This is a genomic window from Bradyrhizobium daqingense (assembly GCF_021044685.1).
GTDB lineage: Bacteria > Pseudomonadota > Alphaproteobacteria > Rhizobiales > Xanthobacteraceae > Bradyrhizobium > Bradyrhizobium daqingense.
The window spans coordinates 5,996,296-6,018,142 of record NZ_CP088014.1; the positions used below are offsets into that span (position 1 = coordinate 5,996,296).

General features: G+C 63.4%; 14 protein-coding genes and 1 pseudogene. All 15 read right to left on the bottom strand.

Going from position 1 to position 21,847, the window contains the following annotated elements; all coding sequences use genetic code 11:
- Window positions 1-183 precede the first annotated feature (183 nt).
- Complete coding sequence (locus tag LPJ38_RS28615) at window positions 184-570, bottom strand: hypothetical protein (protein ID WP_145629805.1); 387 nt, start codon at window positions 568-570, stop codon at window positions 184-186.
- Window positions 567-2,588, bottom strand: coding sequence for an ABC transporter ATP-binding protein (locus LPJ38_RS28620; RefSeq protein WP_145629804.1), 2,022 nt, complete (start codon window positions 2,586-2,588; stop codon window positions 567-569). The genes LPJ38_RS28615 and LPJ38_RS28620 overlap by 4 nt, the downstream gene beginning before the upstream one ends.
- A 134-nt stretch (window positions 2,589-2,722) precedes the next feature.
- Window positions 2,723-4,782 (bottom strand): annotated as a pseudogene (locus LPJ38_RS28625) (FAD-dependent oxidoreductase).
- Between the two features lie 194 nt (window positions 4,783-4,976).
- Window positions 4,977-9,173, bottom strand: coding sequence for a DNA-directed RNA polymerase subunit beta' (gene rpoC, locus LPJ38_RS28630; protein ID WP_145629802.1), 4,197 nt, complete (start codon window positions 9,171-9,173; stop codon window positions 4,977-4,979).
- Window positions 9,174-9,301: 128 nt separating this feature from the next.
- Complete coding sequence (gene rpoB / locus LPJ38_RS28635; RefSeq protein ID WP_145629801.1) at window positions 9,302-13,420, bottom strand: DNA-directed RNA polymerase subunit beta; 4,119 nt, start codon at window positions 13,418-13,420, stop codon at window positions 9,302-9,304.
- Window positions 13,421-13,938: 518 nt separating this feature from the next.
- Window positions 13,939-14,316, bottom strand: coding sequence for a 50S ribosomal protein L7/L12 (gene rplL / locus LPJ38_RS28640; RefSeq protein WP_060736373.1), 378 nt, complete (start codon window positions 14,314-14,316; stop codon window positions 13,939-13,941).
- Between the two features lie 53 nt (window positions 14,317-14,369).
- Window positions 14,370-14,888 carry a 50S ribosomal protein L10 gene (rplJ, locus tag LPJ38_RS28645; RefSeq protein ID WP_145629800.1) on the bottom strand — a complete coding sequence of 173 codons (519 nt, stop codon included), beginning with the start codon at window positions 14,886-14,888 and terminating at the stop codon, window positions 14,370-14,372.
- 582 nt (window positions 14,889-15,470) lie between these two features.
- Complete coding sequence (locus tag LPJ38_RS28650; protein ID WP_145629799.1) at window positions 15,471-16,424, bottom strand: 2-hydroxyacid dehydrogenase; 954 nt, start codon at window positions 16,422-16,424, stop codon at window positions 15,471-15,473.
- Between the two features lie 91 nt (window positions 16,425-16,515).
- A complete protein-coding gene (gene rplA / locus LPJ38_RS28655) occupies window positions 16,516-17,208 on the bottom strand; it encodes a 50S ribosomal protein L1 (protein WP_145629798.1) in 693 nt (230 codons plus the stop codon).
- A 6-nt stretch (window positions 17,209-17,214) separates the two neighbouring features.
- Window positions 17,215-17,643: a 50S ribosomal protein L11 gene (rplK, locus tag LPJ38_RS28660; RefSeq protein WP_008136439.1), complete on the bottom strand. Its 429-nt coding sequence runs from the start codon at window positions 17,641-17,643 to the stop codon at window positions 17,215-17,217.
- A 133-nt stretch (window positions 17,644-17,776) separates the two neighbouring features.
- Window positions 17,777-18,331, bottom strand: coding sequence for a transcription termination/antitermination protein NusG (gene nusG, locus LPJ38_RS28665; protein WP_060736376.1), 555 nt, complete (start codon window positions 18,329-18,331; stop codon window positions 17,777-17,779).
- Complete coding sequence (gene secE / locus LPJ38_RS28670) at window positions 18,331-18,522, bottom strand: preprotein translocase subunit SecE (RefSeq protein ID WP_007611620.1); 192 nt, start codon at window positions 18,520-18,522, stop codon at window positions 18,331-18,333. Before secE ends, nusG begins: the two co-directional genes overlap by 1 nt.
- A gap of 343 nt (window positions 18,523-18,865) precedes the next feature.
- On the bottom strand, window positions 18,866-20,137 hold the full coding sequence (locus tag LPJ38_RS28675; protein ID WP_231088427.1) for a class I SAM-dependent methyltransferase: 1,272 nt from the start codon (window positions 20,135-20,137) through the stop codon (window positions 18,866-18,868).
- 79 nt (window positions 20,138-20,216) lie between these two features.
- Window positions 20,217-21,239: a lysylphosphatidylglycerol synthase transmembrane domain-containing protein gene (locus LPJ38_RS28680; RefSeq protein ID WP_145629797.1), complete on the bottom strand. Its 1,023-nt coding sequence runs from the start codon at window positions 21,237-21,239 to the stop codon at window positions 20,217-20,219.
- Between the two features lie 11 nt (window positions 21,240-21,250).
- Entirely contained in the window at window positions 21,251-21,838 is a 588-nt protein-coding gene (locus LPJ38_RS28685; protein ID WP_231088428.1) for an SIS domain-containing protein, read from the bottom strand.
- Between the last annotated feature and the right edge of the window lie 9 nt (window positions 21,839-21,847).

Consider the following 21,847-nt stretch of genomic DNA (forward strand, 5'->3'; position numbering starts at 1 on the left):
CTATGATCGACAGCGTTTGAGCGGCATTCGTCGAGGTTGGTGCCCGTCTTTACGACCCCTGGTAGACGTAGTCCGTGGGGATCAGACGGGTGGCCCGTTCCGACGCTGGCGATGCTCACCGCCTGTCGTTAAGTGAGGCGCTTTCTATAAGTGAGAATCGGTCAAGTCAAGGTGAAACGACAGTCAGAAAACGCTTCTGGCGCCTGTCGAAATCGATGTTTGCCGCCCCCGCCACGCCTTCCCGATATGGGTGCGAAGCGGCAGTTCCGCCAGCTTCAAGCGCATTTTTACCCGGATTAAATATACTTTTATTTCGAGAATCGGGCCGTTGTCCCGCCGTTGCGCCAATCCGCTGCCGTTGTGGGCGCTTCCGGCTCGGCGATGCGCCGTCTCGCGGGCATCATCCCGGCAAGGCGGACGATCGACGAACGGCCGATCAGGTCTTTCCAAGGGCCGAAAAAATCCGCCGCCGTGCGGGCCGAGGGTCTCACACTTGGGAATCACCGAGTCGGTGTTGGGCGTCGAATCGGCCCGGCGCACGTCCCGCCGGCCCCGAACGTCCGCGATCATTCCTCCTCGCCGTCCTCGTCCTCATCGAGGTCGTCTTCATCCTCGTCGTCATCGTCACGCTCGTCGGCGTGAGCCATAGCGCCATGCGGCTGGTGGATCTGGTCGTTCCACAGCTTGCGATAGGTGCCGTTCTTCGCAAGCAGCTCGGCATGAGTGCCGCGCTCGATCGCCTTGCCTCCCGAGATCACGATGATCTCGTCCATCTCCACCACCGAGGTCAGGCGGTGGGTCGACCAGATCATGGTGCGGCCCTTGGCGACCTTCAGCAGCGTGCGGTTGATCGCCGCTTCCGTGGTCTGGTCGAGTGCCGAGGTGGCTTCGTCCAGCAGCAGCACGGACGGATTGCGGATGATCGCGCGCGCGATCGCGATGCGCTGCCGCTGGCCGCCCGAGAGCGTATCGCCGCGCTCGCCGACCGGGGTATCGTATCGCTGCGGCAGGCTCATGATGTAGCGGTGGATCTCGGCCTTCTTGGCCGCCTCCTCCACCTCTTGGTCGGTCGCGCCCTCCTTGCCGAGCCGGATGTTCTCGCGGATCGACATGTTGAACAGCATGTTCTCCTGGAACACCACGGCCATGCTCCGTCGCAGCGAATCCAGCGTCACCTTGCGCACGTCGACACCATCGATGGTGACGCGGCCTTCGTCGGGCACGTAGAGCCGCAGGATCAGATTGAGCAGCGTGCTCTTGCCCGAGCCCGAGGGCCCGACGATGGCGATGCGCTTGCCGGCGTTGAGCTTGAGGCTGAGATTGTCCAGCACCGGCGTCTGGCTGCCTTCGTACTGGAACGTCACGTGGTCGAAGGTGATGTCGTTGGTGATGCGCGGCAGGTCGGGCGCGCCGGGGCGGTCGGCAGCGCGCGTCGGCTCGTCGAGCAGCTCCTGGATGTGCCGGATCGCGGCGGCCGAGGAGATCGACACCGGAATGAAATGCATCACATGGGCGATGTTGTAGGAGACCTCCCAGAACGCGCTCTCGAAGGTGACGAAGGTACCGATGGTGATCCGGCCCGTTGTGGCCAGATAGGCGCCGATCGCGAGCACCACGAGATGCAGGAGAAGGACCGATATGGTGACCGTTCGCTCCACCATGGTCGACAGGAAGGTCGCTGAGGCGATCCTGTTGCGGGTCTCGTCGTTGCGGAAGCGGAAGAAGCCGAACATCTTGCGCTGCAGGCTGAACGCCTTGATCACGGCCTGCGCCGCCACGTTCTCCTGCACCATGCCAAGCAGTGCGCTCTCGTTCTGCTTCTGCTCGTAATTGGCCTGCACGGCCTTTGGCGTCAGGATGCGCGGCCCGATCAGCGTGATCGGGAACACCAGCAGCGCGACCACGGCGAGCTGCCAGTTCAGGAACAGCATCAGGATGATGCCGGCGATCAGTTCCATGAACGGCAGCGCGGCACTGTTGGCAAATGTCTTCACCGAGCCTTCGACGGCCGAGAGGTCGACCGAGAAGCGCGACAGGATCTCGCCGCGCCTGGTGCGGCCGAAATAGGCCGCCGGCAGATCCTGGACGTGCTCGAACAGGCGCGTGCGGATGTCCGAGATGACGCAGGCGGCCAGCCGCGCATCCCAGCGCTCGTACCAGACCGCGACGATCGAGGTGAAGATGCCGGTGACCGCGAGCACGCCGAGGATCTTGTAGAGCGCCTGGAAGTCCTCCTCGCCAAGCGCGTCGTCGATCAGGTATTTCAGGCTGAGCGGCATGATGACGTTGAACAGCGTCTCGACGAAGACGCCGAACGCCACGTAGGACAGCATCCGCTTGTAATTGGTCAGATAGGGCCTGACGAAGCCGACGATGGTGGCGAGCGCGCCGGCGGCCTCGCGCGCGGTGAAGACGACGAGGTCCTCGTCCTCATCGTCGTCATCGAGCTCCAGCTCGTCCTCCCCCTCCTCTTCGTCCTCGTCGTCTTCGAGGTCCGGCTTGGCGCCGGCGGCGAGCTTGTCGTCGAGCTCGGCCGCTTCTTCCGCGGCGAGCTTCTGTTTGTCGGGCGGGAGGGGCTTGGACGCCATGAAACCAACCGATGCTGACGGCCGGCATGACCGCAGAGAATGCAGGAATAGCGGCAACCGCTATTGCAGCGATTCTATGCGATCAAGATGAATTCGGCAAAACAATTGGCAAATTCGGCAGGCACCGCAGCCAGCTAGTCGTCGTCCTCGTCCTCGACCTTGTCGAAGAAGGAGTAGCGCAAGCTGTCGGCGTCGGCGTACCACTGACCCGGGCCCTTGTTGGCGGCGAGCGTCGCCTCCCAGAGCGCATCGGTGCATTCCTTGCGGTGCATCGACAGGTCGAAACCGTTACCGAAGAACAGTTCGGACCATTCCCACCAGGTGCCGAGCTTCTTGACGCCACGAAGCAGGTCGTATCGGTCGATCAGTGCCGGCGCCATGTCCGAGGTGATCGAGCCGAACACGAGACCGGTCTTGACCACGCGGTTCAGCTCGCGGATCGCGCGGACCACCTGCTTCGGGGACACGTGACAGAGGCTGGTCTCGAACACGAAGTCGAACGCACCGTCCTTGAACGGCATGTCGGTGACCGAGCCGAGCTTGTTGTACTTCTTCAGCGCCTTCGGCGTCCTGGCGTGGATGGCGCGGTTGTTCTCGATTCCCCAGGCGTCAATGCCGCGATCGCGCAGCGCACCGACCAGCTCGCCGCTGGCGGAGCCCGCGACCAGCAGCTTGGCGCCCTTCGCGCTGCCCCAGACAATGCCGATCAGTTTGGTCAGATAATCGGGATCGGTGAAATTGCGCCACGCCTCGTGATAGGGGCCGAGGCCACGATAGTTCTCGAAATAGCGGCGATCGATCTTGTCAGAGAGCGGCTTGTCGTCCTGTGCACGCTCGCGGCGCAGGCGCATCATCTCGGTCAGGATGATGTCGGTCGCCGCATCCGACGAATCGAGCAGTCCGTTCAGCGTCGAGTCGAACAGATAGTCGCCGACCACAACGATGCCGGGATGCTCCTTCGGCTCGGGCCGGTGATTGGTCATCACGTCGCGCACAGGTAGACCGCCGGGAATCGCGTTCACCGACGACAGCCAGCGGTGAATCTTGCCTTCCATGAAATGCGAGCGCGCATCGCCGAGCGAAGCCGGCAGCGACTTCAGCGCCGCATCGATCAGGTCCTGGTCCGACAGATTGGCGAACGCCAGCGCGTCGAGCCGGGAATGAGCCAGTTCAGGACGCCATGCTTGCCGACGTCGTGGCGCGCGCCCTCATTGTAGACGCAGCAGCCGCCGAAGGCCTCCGACATGAACCAGGCGCCGGCAATCTTCTCGCCCCAGAACGGGCTGTCGAACAGGATGGACACACGCAAATAGTGCGCCGGACGGTCGAAATAGGAGACGTGCTTGACCATCGACTTGCGCAGCTGCTCGCCTTCCCAGCCCACGGTGGCGAGCCAGGAATGCGGCAGGCAGACCAGCACGAGATCGAAATCGCGCGTCTCCGGCCCCTTGCCGTTCATCATCTTGAGCTGGTAGCGGCCGGTCGGCGCCTTGCCGACGGTGAGCACGCGATGATTGAGCTGGATGTCGGCATTGACCTCCGACTGCAGGCACTCGATCAGCTGCTCGTTGCCGTTCTGGATGGAATAGAGGCCGATATAGCCGTCGACATCCATCAGATAGTTCTTGAGCGCGTTGAGGCCGTTGGTGTTGTGGCTCTCCGTCGCGATGTCCGAGCGCGCCATCACCTTGAAGAAGCGCTTGGCCGTCTCGTCCTCGACCTCCTCGTCGAGCACCTGCTCGGCGGTCTTGTAAGCCCAGGGGTTCTCGTTGTCGTGCGCGCCGACGCCCTCGTAATACTCGATCGGCGACATCATTTCGGCACAGCGCTTGCGGAATGCCTCGATCGCGGCTGCGGTCTTGGCGCCGTATCTGCGGCGCATGCCGGCGACGTCGTTGAGAAACTCGCCACCGAACTGCACCTGCTCGGCGTCCATCGGAATGGTCTGGAGCCCGAAATGCTGGATCAGCTCGCGCAGCGGATCGGGGCCGGTCATCGAGTAATCGTAGATCTCGGCAACGCCGGCTTCATACATGGCAGGCGCCGAATCGAATTTGCGGGTGACGATCTTGCCGCCGAGCCGATCGGACGCCTCGAAGATGGTGACGCGGCAGAGCTCGCCGAGCTTGCGCTTCAGATACCAAGCGCTCATCAGCCCGCCGGGGCCGCCGCCTACGATTGCGAGATCAAGCATGTGAGTTCCGTGGTCTTTTCGGCGCTGCCCCCGTCACGGGACCACCGGTCTAAGCTCTCCTAGCAGAAGCGCTTTTGCGACTGAAGGAAAGATGAATAAAGGCTGATCCTGCATCGCAGCAAGCAAAGAAAGCAGCAAAAAGGCCGGCAAAAGCCGGCCTTTTCATTGTCCTCGGTAGTCCTACGGATGAACCATCATTCCGCGGGCGGCAACGCAGGAAGCTCTGCTTCCGGCGCGGGCGACACGACGGCCGCCTGCTTCTCGCGCTCGTCCAGGATCAGCTTGTCGCGCTTCATGGCGACTTCGCGGATCTTGGCCATGGAGGCACCGGTGCCCGCCGGGATCAGCCGGCCGACGATGACGTTCTCCTTGAGGCCTTCGAGCGGATCGACCTTGCCGTTGACCGCCGCTTCCGTGAGGACGCGGGTGGTCTCCTGGAACGAGGCCGCCGAGAAGAACGAGCGGGTCTGGAGGCTCGCCTTGGTGATGCCGAGCAGAACCGGCGTTCCCGTGGCGGGCTTCTTGCCCTCTTCCTTGGCCTTCTCGTTCAGCGCGTCGAACTCGATCTTGTCGACCTGCTCGCCGGAGATCATGTCCGTGTCGCCCTGGTCGGTGACTTCCACCTTCTGGAGCATCTGACGGACGATCACCTCGATGTGCTTGTCGTTGATGAGCACGCCCTGGAGCCGGTAGACCTCCTGAATCTCGTTGACCAGATAGGCCGCGAGCTCCTCGATGCCCTTGACCGCAAGGATGTCGTGCGGCGCCGGGTTGCCTTCGACGATAAAGTCGCCCTTTTCGACGACGTCGCCGTCCTGAAGGTGGATGTGCTTGCCCTTCGGGATCAGGTACTCGCGCGCCTCCTCGGTCTTGTCCATCGGCTCGATCGAGATGCGACGCTTGTTCTTGTAGTCGCGCCCGAACCGGATGGTGCCCGCGATTTCGGCGATGATCGCCGCATCCTTCGGACGCCGGGCCTCGAACAGCTCCGCCACCCGCGGCAGACCGCCGGTGATGTCGCGCGTCTTGGCGCTTTCGGTCGAGACACGGGCGAGGATGTCACCCGGGTTGACCTTGGCTCCGACGTCGACCGAGAGAATGGCGTCGACCGACAGCATGTAGCGGGCATCGCCGCCACGGGGCAACTTGAGCACCTTGCCGTCCTTGCCCTTGACCACGATGGCCGGACGCAGGTCCGAGCCGCCGCGGGTCGAGCGCCAGTCGATGACCACGCGCTTGGCGATACCGGTGGCCTCGTCGAGCGTTTCCGAGATCGACTGCCCCTCGACCAGATCCTCGAAGCCGATGGTACCTTCGACTTCGGTGAGGAGCGGACGGGTGTAGGGATCCCACTCGACGATGCGCTGGCCGCGCTTGACCATGTCGCCTTCGTCGACGTGCAGGCGCGAGCCGTACTGGACGCGGTGCGTCGCACGCTCGGTGCCGTCGGCATCGACGATCGCCACCACCATGTTGCGCACCATCGCGATCAGGTGACCTTCGCTGTTGCGGGCGATGGCCTTGTTCCGGATCACGATCTTGCCGTCGAAATTGGCTTCGACGAAGGACTGCTCGTTGAGCTGCGCTGCACCGCCGATGTGGAAGGTGCGCATGGTGAGCTGGGTACCCGGCTCGCCGATCGACTGCGCCGCGATGACGCCGACCGCTTCGCCGTGGTTGACCGGCGTGCCGCGGGCGAGGTCGCGGCCGTAGCACTTGCCGCAAATGCCGTTGACGAGTTCGCAGGTCAGCGCCGAGCGGATCTTCACCTCCTGCACGCCACCCTGCTGGATGGCGTCCAGATGGCTCTCTTCCATCAGCGTGTCGCGCTTGATGATCACCTTGCCCGAGCTGTCACGGATGTCTTCGCAGGCCGTGCGTCCGAGGATGCGCGAGCCGAGCGAAGCGACCACGGTGCCGGCATCGACGATGGCGCGCATCTTGATGCCGAGCTTGGTGCCGCAATCGCTCTGCGTGATGATGCAGTCCTGCGCGACGTCGACCAGACGGCGGGTCAGGTAGCCGGAGTTCGCGGTCTTCAACGCGGTATCCGCGAGGCCCTTGCGGGCGCCGTGGGTCGAGTTGAAGTACTCGAGCACTGAGAGGCCTTCCTTGAAGTTCGAGATGATCGGCGTCTCGATGATCTCGCCCGAAGGCTTGGCCATCAGGCCGCGCATGCCGGCGAGCTGGCGCATCTGGGCCGGCGAACCGCGGGCACCGGAGTGAGCCATCATGTAAATCGAGTTGATGTCGGCATCGGCTCCGCTCGCCGTCTTCTTGGTGGCGGAGATCTCCTTCATCATCGCCTTGGCGATTTCTTCCGTGGCCTTCGACCAGGCGTCGACCACCTTGTTGTACTTCTCGCCATGGGTGATCAGGCCGTCATTGTACTGCTGCTCGAAGTCCTTCGCCAGCGTACGGGTGGTGTCGACGATCTTCCACTTGCCGTGCGGCACGACCATGTCGTCCTTGCCGAACGAGATGCCGGCCTTGAACGCGTTGTAGAAGCCGAGCGCCATGATGCGATCGCAGAAGATCACCGTCTCCTTCTGGCCGCAGTGGCGGTAGACCTGGTCGATCACGCCCGAGATTTCGCGCTTGGTCATCAGCTTGTTGATGATCTCGTACGAAATCCGCGGATTCTTCGGCAGCAGATTGCCGAGCATGACGCGGCCGGCGGTGGTCTCGATCCAGCGCGTCGAGACCTTGCCGGTCTCGTCCATGCCCTGCCACCGGTACTTGATCTTGGTGTGGAGGTGGATGACCTTCGCGTGCAGGGCGTGCTCGAGCTCGGCCATGTCGCCGAAGATCTTGCCCTCACCGGGCAGGCCTTCGCGCATGATCGAGACGTAGTACAGGCCCAGCACGATGTCCTGCGACGGCACGATGATCGGCTGACCGTTGGCCGGATGCAGGATGTTGTTGGTCGACATCATCAGGACGCGCGCTTCCAGCTGCGCTTCGAGCGACAGCGGAACGTGCACGGCCATCTGGTCGCCGTCGAAGTCGGCGTTGAACGCGGAGCAGACCAGCGGGTGCAGCTGGATCGCCTTGCCCTCGATCAGCACGGGCTCGAACGCCTGGATGCCGAGACGGTGCAGCGTCGGCGCGCGGTTGAGCAGCACCGGATGCTCGCGGATCACCTCGTCCAGGATGTCCCAGACCTCGGGCCGCTCCTTCTCGACCAGCTTCTTGGCCTGCTTCACCGTGGTGGACAGACCCTTGGCGTCGAGCCGCGAGTAGATGAAGGGCTTGAACAGCTCGAGCGCCATCTTCTTCGGCAGGCCGCACTGATGCAGGCGCAGCTCGGGACCGACCACGATCACCGATCGGCCGGAATAGTCCACGCGCTTGCCGAGCAGGTTCTGACGGAAGCGGCCCTGCTTGCCCTTGAGCATGTCGGCGAGCGACTTCAGCGGGCGCTTGTTGGCGCCGGTGATGACGCGGCCGCGGCGACCGTTGTCGAACAGCGCATCGACCGCTTCCTGAAGCATGCGCTTCTCGTTGCGGATGATGATGTCCGGCGCGCGCAGCTCCATCAGCCGCTTCAAGCGGTTGTTGCGGTTGATGACGCGGCGATAGAGGTCGTTGAGGTCGGAGGTCGCGAAGCGGCCGCCGTCCAGCGGCACCAGCGGACGCAGGTCCGGCGGAATCACCGGGACGACCGTCATGATCATCCATTCCGGCTTGTTGCCGGAGTGGCGGAACGCTTCCACGATCTTCAGGCGCTTGGCGAGCTTCTTGTGCTTGATGTCGGAGTCGGTCTCCTGCATCTCCGCACGCAGCGACAGCTCGAGCTTCTCGAGGTCCATGCCCTTGAGCAGCTCGCGGATCGCTTCGGCGCCGATCATGGCGGTGAAGCTATCCTGGCCGTACTCGTCCTGCGCCTTCAGATACTCGTCTTCCGACAGCAGCTGACGGTCCTTCAGCGCGGTGAGGCCCGGCTCCAGCACGACGTAATATTCGAAATAGAGGATCCGCTCGAGATCCTTCAGCGTCATGTCCAGCAGAAGGCCGATGCGCGAGGGCAGCGACTTCAGGAACCAGATATGGGCGACGGGGGCTGCGAGCTCGATGTGGCCCATGCGCTCGCGCCGGACGCGCGACAGCGTGACCTCGACCGAGCACTTCTCGCAGATGATGCCCTTGTACTTCATGCGCTTGTACTTGCCGCACAAGCACTCGTAGTCCTTGATCGGCCCGAAGATGCGGGCGCAGAACAGGCCGTCGCGCTCGGGCTTGAAAGTACGGTAATTGATGGTCTCCGGCTTCTTGATCTCGCCGTAGGACCAGGACAGAATCTTTTCCGGAGACGCGATCGAGATCCGGATCTGGTCGAAGACCTGAGCCGGCGTCGTCGGATTGAAGAGATTCATAATTTCTTGGTTCATCGTCTTCTCCTCGCGTGCCGGTCGCCTCCGGCCGCAAATTCGAAAATCACTTAGCGGGGCGCCCTGCCCTCAAGGCCTCGGGAGGGGCGCCAATGCCCGGCCGCGACGGCCGGGCATGACAGGTCGAATTACTCGGCCGCTTCCGACGTCGGCGCCGGTCCCATCTTGGAATTGTGCAGGTCGACGTTGAGGCCGAGCGAGCGCATTTCCTTGACCAGCACGTTGAACGATTCCGGAATACCGGCCTCGAACGTGTCGTCGCCGCGCACGATCGCCTCGTACACCTTGGTGCGGCCGGCGACGTCGTCCGACTTCACCGTCAGCATCTCCTGGAGCGTGTACGCCGCGCCGTAAGCCTCGAGCGCCCACACCTCCATTTCGCCGAAGCGCTGGCCGCCGAACTGCGCCTTGCCGCCCAGCGGCTGCTGGGTGACGAGCGAGTACGGACCGATCGAACGCGCATGGATCTTGTCGTCGACGAGATGGTGCAGCTTGAGCATGTAGATGTAGCCCACCGTCACCTTGCGATCGAACGGATCGCCGGTGCGGCCGTCATAGACGGTCGACTGACCCGAAGCGTCCAGACCGGCGAGCTTCAGCATCTCCTCGATGTCGGCTTCCTTGGCGCCGTCGAACACCGGGGTTGCGATCGGCACGCCGCGGCTGAGGTTATGGCCGAGCTCGATCAGTTCGTTGTCGTTGAGCGACTTGATCGTCTCGTCCTCGCCGTAGACCTTCTTCAAGGTTTCCTTCAGCGGCTTGATGTCCTGCTTCGACAGGTAAGCATCGACCGTCTGGCCGATACGCTTGCCGAGGCCGGCGCAGGCCCAGCCGAGATGGGTCTCGAGGATCTGTCCGACGTTCATGCGCGAGGGCACGCCCAGCGGATTGAGCACGATGTCGGCATGCGTGCCGTCTTCGAGGAACGGCATGTCCTCGATCGGCACGATCTTCGACACCACGCCCTTGTTGCCGTGACGGCCGGCCATCTTGTCGCCGGGCTGGATCTTGCGCTTCACCGCGACGAAGACCTTGACCATCTTCATCACGCCGGGCGGCAATTCGTCACCGCGCTGGAGCTTCTCGACCTTGTCGAGGAAGCGCTGTTCCAGCCCCTTCTTCGACTCGTCGTACTGCTTCCGCATGGCCTCGATCTCGGCCATCAGCTTGTCATTCGGCGAAGCGAACAGCCACCACTGCGACTTCGGGTACTCCTCGAGCACCGCACGGGTGATCTTGGTGTCCTTCTTGAAGCCCTTGGGACCTGCGATGCCCTGCCGCCCTTCGAGCAGCTCGGCAAGACGGTTGTAGACGTTGCGGTCCAGGATCGCCTGCTCGTCGTCGCGGTCCTTGGCCAGACGCTCGATCTCTTCCCGCTCGATCGCCAGCGCACGCTCGTCCTTGTCGACGCCGTGACGGTTGAACACGCGCACTTCCACGATCGTGCCCTGCACGCCCGGAGGAACGCGCAGCGAGGTGTCGCGGACGTCGGAAGCCTTCTCGCCGAAGATGGCGCGCAGCAGCTTTTCTTCCGGCGTCATCGGGCTTTCGCCCTTCGGCGTGATCTTGCCGACCAGGATGTCGCCGGCGCGCACTTCCGCGCCGATGTAGACGATACCGGCTTCGTCGAGGTTCTTCAGCGCTTCTTCCGAGACGTTCGGAATGTCGCGGGTGATTTCCTCAGGTCCGAGCTTGGTGTCGCGGGCCATCACCTCGAATTCTTCGATATGAATTGAGGTAAACACGTCTTCCTTCACGATCCGCTCGGAGAGCAGGATCGAATCTTCGAAGTTGTAGCCGTTCCACGGCATGAACGCGACCAGCACGTTGCGGCCCAGAGCGAGCTCGCCGAGATCGGTCGAGGGACCGTCGGCGATGATGTCGCCCTTCTTGACGACGTCGCCGACCTTCACCAGCGGACGCTGGTTGATGCAGGTCGACTGGTTGGAGCGCTGGTACTTCATCAGGCGGTAGATATCGACGCCCGACTTGGTCGGATCGAGATCTTCCGTGGCGCGGATGACGACGCGGGTCGCGTCGATCTGGTCGATCACGCCCGAACGGCGCGCCGCGATCGCGGCACCCGAGTCGCGCGCAACCACGCCTTCCATGCCGGTGCCGACGAACGGCGCCTCGGCGCGCACCAGCGGCACCGCCTGGCGCTGCATGTTCGAGCCCATCAGCGCGCGGTTGGCGTCGTCGTTTTCGAGGAACGGGATCAGCGCCGCGGCCACCGAAACGAGCTGCTTCGGCGACACGTCCATGTAGTCGACCTTGTCGGGCGTCACCGGCAAGACTTCGCCGGCGTGACGGCAGACCACGAGATCTTCGGTGAAGCGCCCCTTCGGATCGAGCGGCACGTTGGCCTGCGCGACCGTGTAACGGCCCTCCTCCATCGCCGAGAGGTACACGACCTCGTCGGTGACGCGGCCGTCCTTGACCTTGCGGTACGGCGTCTCGACGAAGCCGTATTTGTTCACGCGCGCGAAGGTCGCGAGCGAGTTGATCAGGCCGATGTTCGGACCTTCCGGCGTCTCGATCGGGCAGATGCGGCCGTAATGCGTCGGATGCACGTCGCGCACTTCGAAGCCGGCGCGCTCGCGGGTCAGACCGCCCGGTCCAAGCGCCGACAGGCGGCGCTTGTGGGTGATCTCGCTGAGCGGGTTGGTCTGGTCCATGAACTGCGAGAGCTGCGAGGAGCCGAAGAACTCGCGCACGGCGGCGGCCGCCGGCTTGGCGTTGATCAGGTCCTGCGGCATGACCGTATCGATGTCGACCGAGGACATGCGCTCCTTGATCGCGCGCTCCATGCGCAGGAGGCCGATGCGATACTGGTTCTCCATGAGCTCGCCGACCGAGCGCACACGGCGGTTGCCGAGATGGTCGATGTCGTCGATCTCGCCCTTGCCGTCGCGCAGGTCCACCAGCGTCTTGATGACGGAGAGGATGTCTTCCTTGCGCAGCGTGCGCTGGGTGTCGGGCGCATCGAGGTCGAGGCGCATGTTCATCTTGACGCGGCCGACCGCGGAGAGGTCGTAGCGCTCGGCGTCGAAGAACAGCGACTGGAACATGGCCTGCGCCGATTCCAGCGTCGGCGGCTCGCCCGGACGCATCACGCGGTAGATGTCGAACAGCGCGTCCTCACGCGTCATGTTCTTGTCGGCCGAGAGCGTGTTGCGGATATAGGGGCCGACATTGACGTGGTCGATGTCGAGCAGCGGCAACTCCTTGTAGCCCTGCTCGTTGAGCGCCTTCATCAGCTTGTCGGTGATCTCCTCACCGGCCTCGGCGTGGATCTCGCCGGTCTTCGGGTTGACGAGGTCCTCGGCGACGTAATTGCCGACCAGCTCCTCGTCCGCCATGCGCAGCGCCTTCAGCCCCTTCTCCTGGAGCTGGCGGGCGGCACGGACGGTGAGCTTCTTGCCGGCCTCGAGCACGACCTTGCCGGTGTCGGCGTCGATCAGATCGTTGACGGTCGAATAGCCGCGGAACAGGTTGGCGTCGAACGGAACGCGCCAGCCTTCCTTGGTCCGCTTGTAGAGGATCTTCTTGTAGAACGTGGACAGAATCGCCTCGCCGTCGAGGCCGAGGGCGAACATCAGCGACGTCACCGGAATCTTGCGGCGACGGTCGATACGCGCATAGACGATGTCCTTGGCGTCGAACTCGATGTCGAGCCAGGAGCCGCGATACGGGATCACGCGGGCGGCGAACAGCAGCTTGCCCGACGAATGGGTCTTGCCCTTGTCGTGGTCGAAGAACACGCCCGGCGAACGGTGCATCTGCGAGACGATGACGCGCTCGGTACCGTTGACGATGAAGGTGCCGTTCATCGTCATGAGCGGGATGTCGCCCATGTAGACGTCCTGCTCCTTGATGTCCTTCACCGACTTGGCACCGGTTTCCTCGTCGATATCGAACACGATGAGGCGCAGCGTCACCTTGAGGGGCGCAGCGAAGGTCATGCCGCGCTGGCGGCACTCGTCGACGTCGTATTTGGGCTGCTCGAACTCGTAGCGGACGAATTCCAGCATCGAGGTGCCCGAGAAGTCGGAGATCGGAAACACCGAGCGGAACACCGCCTGCAGACCCTCGTCGAGCCGGCCGCCCTGGGGTTCGTCGACCATCAGGAACTGGTCATAGGACGCCTTCTGAACCTCGATGAGGTTCGGCATCTCGGCGACTTCCTTGATGTGTCCGAAGAACTTGCGAACGCGTTTGCGACCGGTGAATGTCTGCTGCGCCATCGTGGCCTCTCATTTCGTCGCCCGCTCTGGGCGAACCGTCCGGAACGCGGCTGCCACCGCTCCCCGGGTTGAATTTTTCGAACCCGTCTTGGGGGCCGGAAGCTCAGTTTCAGGGCGGGAATGTCCTGAATCTGTTCTTCAGACCTTCAAAACGCAAAACGACGCGCGGGGCGCAGAAGCGCGCCCGCCCGTCACAACGATCGTCTTCACGGACTGCAAAAGCCCGAAATAGCCTGCTCTCCCAACGGCTTACAGGGAAATCCGGCATCCCTGCCCACCGCGCTTTCGTGCTGCCGACCCGATATGGGGCGACAATAATGGAGATTCGAGGGGTAAACCCTCAAATCCCCACACTTTTTCGTGTTCGACCTGCGTCGGGACGTTCCGTCGCACGCCTTTTGCATCTGACCCTCGAGCCTTCCGATCGTCATGGCCGGGCTTGACCCGGCCATCCACGATCTTGGGACGAGATCCCGGGTCTCGCTCCGCGAGCCCGGGATTTCGCTGAGTAACTTGCGTTACTTGAGCTCGACCTTGGCGCCAGCCTTCTCGATCTGGGCCTTGATCTTCTCGGCTTCTTCCTTGTTCACGCCTTCCTTCAGCGGCTTCGGAGCACCCTCGACGAGGTCCTTTGCTTCCTTCAGGCCGAGACCGGTGATGGCGCGGACTTCCTTGATGACCTCGATCTTCTTGTCGCCGGCAGCGGCGAGAACGACCGTGAACTCGGTCTTCTCTTCGGCCGGAGCGGCGGCAGCGCCACCACCGGCCGGGCCGGCCACGGCGACGGCCGCGGCAGCCGAAACGCCCCACTTCTCTTCGAGGAGCTTCGCGAGTTCAGCGGCTTCGAGCACGGTGAGGCTCGAGAGGTCGTCAACGATCTTCTGCAAGTCAGCCATTGTTCAGTTCCTTAGATTTAAGTCTGGTTCGGGTTTGAGTTTTGCGAAGGGCGTCAGGCCGCTTCGCCCTTTGAGGCATGAGCCTGGATGACGCGCGCGAGCTTGCCCGCGGGCGCATTGGCGAGCTGGGCCAGCTTGGTCGCCGGGGCCACGATGAGGCCGACGATCTTGCCGCGCAGTTCGTCAAGCGACGGCAGTGAGGCAAGCGCCTTCACGCTATCGACATTCAGGACGGTCTTTCCCATCGAGCCGCCGATGATGACGAACTTTTCGTTCGCCTTGGCGAATTCGACGGCGACCTTTGGCGCCGCTACCGGATCGTTGGAAGTCGCGATCACGGTCGGTCCCTTCAGCATGGGGCCGATGGCAACGACGTCAGTGCCTTCAAGAGCAATTTTGGCGAGACGGTTCTTCGAGACCTTCACCGAGGCGCCAGCCTGCTTCATCTGCGTACGCAGCTTCTGCATCTGGGCAACGGTCAGGCCGGAATATTGAGCAACGATCGCGACGCCCGTGGTCTTGAAGACCTCATTGAGCTGTTCGACCGCCTCTTTTTTTGCCGCTCGTTCCACAGCAAGCTCTCTCCGGTTGGCGGTCATCGCGAAAAGCGGGACCGCCGGGTTGCACCCATCGCCCCGCCAAACCTGAACCTCCGGGCCAAACACCCATCGGACACGCCGGGCAAGGACGACAATTCAAGCCTGCCCTCCGGGAGCCCATGAAGGCCCACGGCGTGTCGAGGTCCGAACCAGACCCATTCCGCGAAGCCAGCCATTGCAGCTGGGTGCGAAGTGAAATCCGGTCTTCACCCGTCTATGCAGGCCATGCGATTAAGCCGTTGAGAAATCGAAATTTCCTGCGGGCGCCTGCAGTCTTGGACAGGACAAGGTCAGCCGGCGAACCGTCCGACCTCTGCCCGCACTCCACCAACTGATGGGTTTTCCTTCCTTTTCCGGGCAAATCCTTGCGGACGTCCTGAAAAGGAATGATCTCCTGTCGTCGGGTTTTCGGAATGCGTGCACGAACGCGCCAGCCGAGGCCGGCACGTCCGGAAGCGGTTCTTTAACCGCTCTCTGCCTGCTTGCCAAGAGCAAAATTCACACCAGTTCCAATCCGTTGCCGGTGAGGGTTGACCCGGACCGATAAGGACAGATTCAGGCCTTCTTGACCTCAAATGGCAGCGGCTTGCCCTCGAAGAACGCGGTCAGGTTCGCCAGCACGCAATTCTGCATGGCGACGTGCGATTCGAGGGTGTGGCCACCGATATGCGGGGCGAACACCACGTTCGGGAGCGCGGTCAGTGCATCCGGCGCGTGCGGTTCCCTCTCGAACACGTCGAGGCCGGCCCCCGCAATGGTCTTATCGGTGAGCGCCGCGACCAGGGCCTTCTCGTCGATGACCGAGCCGCGGGAAATGTTGACGACATAGCCGTCCGCGCCGAGGCGCCTCAGGATGTCGGCGTTGACGACATGCTGGGTGTCGGCTCCTGCCCGGACCGCGATCATCAGCACGCTGCACCACTCGGCCAACGCCTCCAGCGACGGGAAATATTGATAGGGCAAATCGTATCTGGTGCGGCTGAAATAGCCGACCTCACTCTCGAATGCGGCGCAGCGCGCCGCGATCTTGCGGCCGATCTCGCCCATGCCATAGACGCCGATGCGGCGGCCGGGCATGCCCGCTTGCGGGCGCATCATCGGCGACTGCTTTGACGCCGCCCAATCGCCGCTGCGGACATATTGGTCGGCGACCAGGATCCGCCGCGTCGTCGCCAGCATCAAGGTCATCGCGATATCGGCGACCGAAGCCGCATTGGCACCCGGACTGTGGCCGACTGCGATGTTGCGGCTGGCTGCCGCCTTCAGGTCGACGCCGTCATAGCCGGTGCCGTAGCAGACGATGGCGCCGAGCTTGGGAAACAGGTCCATCGCCTCCCCCTCAAGCGGCGTGCCGCCCGCCGTCAGCACCGCGCGGATGCCGCCGAGGTCGTCGGCCGAAAACACCTCGCGCGCGGGCTTACCGCCGGTGTCGAGCAGTTCGAACCGCTCCGCGAAACGCGCCATCATCGTCTTGGGAAAGCGCGAATAGATCAGGACCTTGTCAGCCATTGTTGTTGTTTCCGCTAAAGCGCCGCCACAAACGACGAGGGGCGGAATCGGTTGCCCAATTCCGCCCCTCGCCTCATGCAATTTCCAAACCTTAGCCCAGGATGGTGCCCGGCTCGACCTTCACACCGGGGCCCATCGACGAGGACACCGCAACGCGCTGGATGTAGGTGCCCTTGGAACCGGCCGGCTTCGCCTTGGTGACGGCGTCAGCCAGGGCCTTGATGTTCTCGACCAGCTTCTCCTCGGTGAACGAGGCCTTGCCGACGCCGGCCTGCAGGATGCCGGCCTTCTCGACACGGAACTCGACCGAGCCGCCCTTGGCCCCCTTTACCGCACCGGTGACGTCCATCGTCACGGTGCCGATCTTCGGGTTCGGCATCAGGCCGCGCGGGCCGAGCACCTTACCCAACCGGCCGACCAGCGGCATCATGTCGGGGGTAGCGATGCAGCGGTCGAAATCGATCGAGCCGTTCTGCACCTTCTCGACCAGGTCTTCGGCGCCGACGACGTCGGCACCGGCAGCCTTGGCCTCGTCGGCCTTGGCGCCGCGGGCGAACACGCCGACGCGGAGCGTACGGCCGGTGCCGTTCGGCAGGGTCACGACGCCGCGGACCATCTGGTCGGCGTGGCGCGGATCGACGCCGAGGTTGATCGCAACCTCGATGGTCTCGTCGAACTTCGCCTTGGCACGCTCCTTGACCATCTTGATGGCGTCAGCGAGCGGGTAAAGCTTTTCGCGGTCAATGCCTTCACGGGCCTTGTTTAAACGCTTTCCGATTGCCATGACCGCTTACCCCGCAACTTCCAGACCCATCGAACGGGCGGAGCCCTCGACCATCTTCATGGCCGATTCGATGGTGTCGCAATTCAGATCCTTCATCTTCTTCTCGGCGATCTCGCGCACTTGCGCCTTGGTCACCTTGCCGGCCTTGTCACGGCCCGGCGCCTTCGAGCCGGACTGGATCTTGGCAGCCTGCTTGAGGAAGAAGGACATCGGGGGGGTCTTCATCTCGAACGTGAACGAACGATCGGCGTAGATCGTGATCACGACGGGAATCGGGGTGTTCTTCTCTTCCTTCTGGGTCTGGGCGTTGAACGCCTTGCAGAACTCCATGATGTTGAGACCGCGCTGACCGAGCGCGGGACCGATCGGGGGCGAAGGATTCGCCGCACCGGCCGGGACCTGAAGCTTCAGGTATCCGGTCACTTTCTTTGCCATGTATCACTCCTGTTGTGCCGGCATGCCGCCGGCGGTTTCAGGTTCGTGGTCGGGAACCCGAGCGGCTGGCAACCGCCCTCGTCCTCCCACGGCCTCTTGTCGCGCAAGGCCTGAAGCCTCACGCCTCGAACGGTCAGACCTTCTCGACCTGACCGAATTCCAGCTCGACCGGCGTGGCGCGCCCGAAGATCGACACCGCGACCTTCACGCGCGAGCGCGCCTCGTCGATTTCCTCGACCACACCCGAGAACGAGGCGAACGGGCCGTCGGCCACGCGCACGTTCTCGCCGATCTCGAACGACACCGACGCCTTCGGCCGTTCCACGCCCTCCTGCACCTGGTGCAGGATGCGCATGGCCTCGTTCTCCGAGATCGGCATCGGCTTGTTTTCGGCGCCGAGGAAGCCTGTCACCTTCGGCGTGTTCTTGATCAGATGGAACGCCTCGTCGGTCAGCTTCATCTTCACCAGCACATAGCCCGGGAAGAACTTGCGCTCGGCGTCGATCTTGCGGCCGCGGCGCACTTCCGTGACCTTCTCGGTCGGAACGAGCACCAGTTCGAACAACTCCTCGAGCCCGCGCTGCTTGGCCTGCTCGCGGATCGATTCGGCCACCTTCTTCTCGAAGTTCGAATAGGCGTGGACGATGTACCAGCGCTTGTCGGACACTTGAGCGGTTGCTGTTGCCATCAGTGAATGCCCAGAAGGAAGGTGATGAGGTAGCGGATGATCTGGTCGGCGGCGAAGAAGAAGATCGAGGCCACGGCGACCATGACGAACACCATGATGGTGGTGATCGTGGTCTCACGACGGGTCGGCCAGGTGACCTTGGCGGTCTCCGAACGCACTTCCTGCAAGAATTTGAACGGGCTGACTGCCATCGTTTGATGTCCAACGTCCGTCGCACGACGGCTACTGATTTCAGAAGGATCCGAACAGCCGCCGTTGGCCCAGCCCTCGTCTGAAGGATGAGCCGGAAACCGGGCTCGATTGTTCGGGGATTTCAAAGCCGCGCCGGAAATCCGCGTCTAACGGGCCGGCTGCGAGTGCCGGGTAGATACTGCGGATGGGGCCAAAGGTCAAGATATCCGGGGCTCGCACAGGCAGGCCCGCCGCCATCGGCGACCGCGCACAGCCCAAGGCGGATCAAGGGTTTATCCAACTCGTCCCGCTTGGGGACGAGATCCAGCCCCGCCCGGGACCCCGCCGACCGGTCTGTCCAGGTCAATCGGCCCGGTCGACGACCGAGATACCAGGGAGCGGCACCACGAACTTTCCGCCGTCGGCGAAATAACGGGCGTGCTTGGCCCGGATCGGGTCGACGTAGCGCCAGGCGAAAACCACGACGAAGGCCGGCTTGCGCTCATAAAGGGTCGCGGGCGGCAGGATCGGGATGTCGTAACCCGGTCCGGCCATCACGTTCCCCTTCTTGGGGTCATCGTCCACCAGGAAGTCGATCTTGTTCTCCAGGCCGAACTGCGGCAGCAACGTCGTGGTGCCGACCGAGACGCCGTAGCCAGCGACCAGCTGACCGCGCGCATGGGCGGCATCGGCCATCGCAACCAGCTCGTCGCGGATGGCGGCGATCCGCTTCACATAAGGCGCATAATAGGCCGGCTGATCGACGCCGAGCCGGTCTTCCTCGGCGATGAACTTCGCGACCTCGGCCGACGGCTTCTTGGCCCCGCCCGCGCGCTGCACCGTCACCCGGATCGAGCCGCCCTTGGTCCAGATGTGCTGGACGTCGATCACTTCCATGCCGAGCCGGGCGAAGAAGCGCGTCAGCGGCTTGATGTTAAAATACGACAGATGCTCGTGATAGACGGTGTCGAGCAGGTTCTTCTCGGTGACGTCGACGCCGTATTGCGTTTCGAAGACGAACAATCCGTCCGGCGCAAGCACGTCGCGAACCCCGATCACCAGCGGGTCGAGATTGTCGACATTGGCGATCATGTTGTTGGCGATCACGACGCTCGCCGCCCCGTGGCTTTGCAGGATGCGGCGTCCGATCGTATCCGTGAAGAAGTCACCGATGGTCTCGATTCCGGCTTCCGTCGCACGCCGCGCAATGTCGACGGCGGGATCGACGCCCAGCACCCGCATGCCACGCTCCCTGAAGAAGCCGAGCAGCGACCCGTCGTTGCTGCCGAGCTCGACCACCAGCGAACCCGGCGCGATGCCGAATCGGCTCACGACGTCGTTGGCATAGCCTGCGAAATGCTCTCGCAGGCCGAGTGAGAGCGAGGTGGTGTAGACGTAATTGCGATACTGGATCTCCGGATTGCCGACCTCGAGAATCTGGAGGTGGCCGCAGTCCCTACACAGATGCAGCGCCATCGGCACCGCAGCCCGGAAGACGGGATCGTCGACGCTGGCGTTCGGCACCTGGAAGTTCGGCGTACCGATGGGCATGCCTGCCATCGGAACGACGAGCTCCTGCTTGTCCGAGTGACAGAGGCGGCAGGTATTGCGGACGTAGAACAGGTTTTTCATCATGGAACCGAACAATGAGATACGCGAGCGAGTGAGGCAATCTCACCCCGTGAAGACCGGATCGGCAATGGGCTGAGGCTGGTCATGGGTGGCTCGAGGCTTCCTTGCCCTGCCCCAGCGCGAAGCCGGGCGCCTCCTCCGCCGCCTTGGCGGCCTTGTCCGCCGAGTACGAACCGCGCTCCGGACTCGCCAGCCAGATTACGCCGCCGACGAGGCCGATGATCACGCTGATGGCACCAAGCAGGAGCGAAACCGACAGCGCTTGCTCGGAAGGCACCCCCGCCAGACCGAGGCAGGCGACCATGGCCCCTTCGCGAACGCCCCAACCGCTGATCGAGATCGGAACGGCCGTCAACAGCACCACCGGCGGAATCAGGATGCCCGCATCCACCACGGAGAGCTGCGCGCCGACACCACGGGCCAAGGCGTAGCAGGCCACCGCGGTCACGAGATGGATGAGGATCGCCGATCCGAACAGCAAGCCACGGCGCTCCGATTGCAGAAGAAGAAACCTGACCAGCGTTCCGAATCGAACGAAGCTCGCGATCGCGGGAAGCGCGATCAGGCGTTTGGGCAGGCGATCGAGCGTCAACAGCACCAAGGTGCCGGCGACGCCAGCCAGCGTCAGTCCGCCGATGGCCAGGAGCGCGGCCTGATTGGTCACGCGCGACAGCAAAAACGGCAATCCGGCCACCATCAGCGCGATCAGGCCGATCAATGCCGTGAACCGGTCGGCCGCAACGCCCTTGATCGCCTTGGACAATTGCACGCTGCGCTGCCGCAGCAGCCATATGCGCACCGCATCGCCACCGACCGACGAGGGCAGCACCTGATTGAACCAAAGGCTGATCATGAGGATCCGCCAACCGGCGAGCCAGTCCAGCGACACGCCGAGCGCACGCATGATCAATTCCCAGCGGCCATTGAGCACGAAGGTCTGCAGGAAGATCAACGCCAAGGCGAGGACGAACAGGAACGGATCGACGGAGACGAGATGGTCGCGCAACTGGCGCAGGTCGAGGCCTCGCGCAATGTAGACAAGCACCCCAACCGACAGCAGCAGCTTCACCGAAAATAAGGCCGCCTGCTTGAACCGCGACTGCATCGGGCGACGCCTCAGGATGCCGGATATTCGGCGCGACCGATGACGAGGTCGATCGCGGCCATCATCCAGAACTGGTGCGTGGTCTCGACGATGTTGTAGCTGCGGCTGTCGACCCAGAAATTGACGTCGCCGAGATTGCGCAGGGGATTGTCGGCATTCATGCCCGACAACGTGATCACGTCGAGCTTCATCGTCCGCGCCTGTGCGACTGCATTGAGGATGTTCTTCGAGCGCCCCGACGAGCTGATCGCGACGAGACAGTCGCCGGCGCGGGCGCTCAGCCGCACCGCATGCGCGATCCAGTCCTCGAATCCGTAGTCGTTGGCGAGGCACGACATCATGCTCGCATCGCTGAAGCAGAGTGCGGGCACCGACGCGTTCTTCGCCAGATCGATCGCCAGATGCGAGGCGATGCCGGCGGAACCGCCATTGCCGATGAAGATGACGCGACCGCCCTGCTCGCGCGTGTGCAACCAGGTCGCGCGGGTGGCGGAGATCCTGGCAAAGACGGCGTCGTCGACCGCCGTCGCGCGATGCAGGCGCCCCATGTAATCAGCGAGGAAAGCCTTGTGATCGGGATCGACGGACTCGGCAGGCATGGGCTGGCG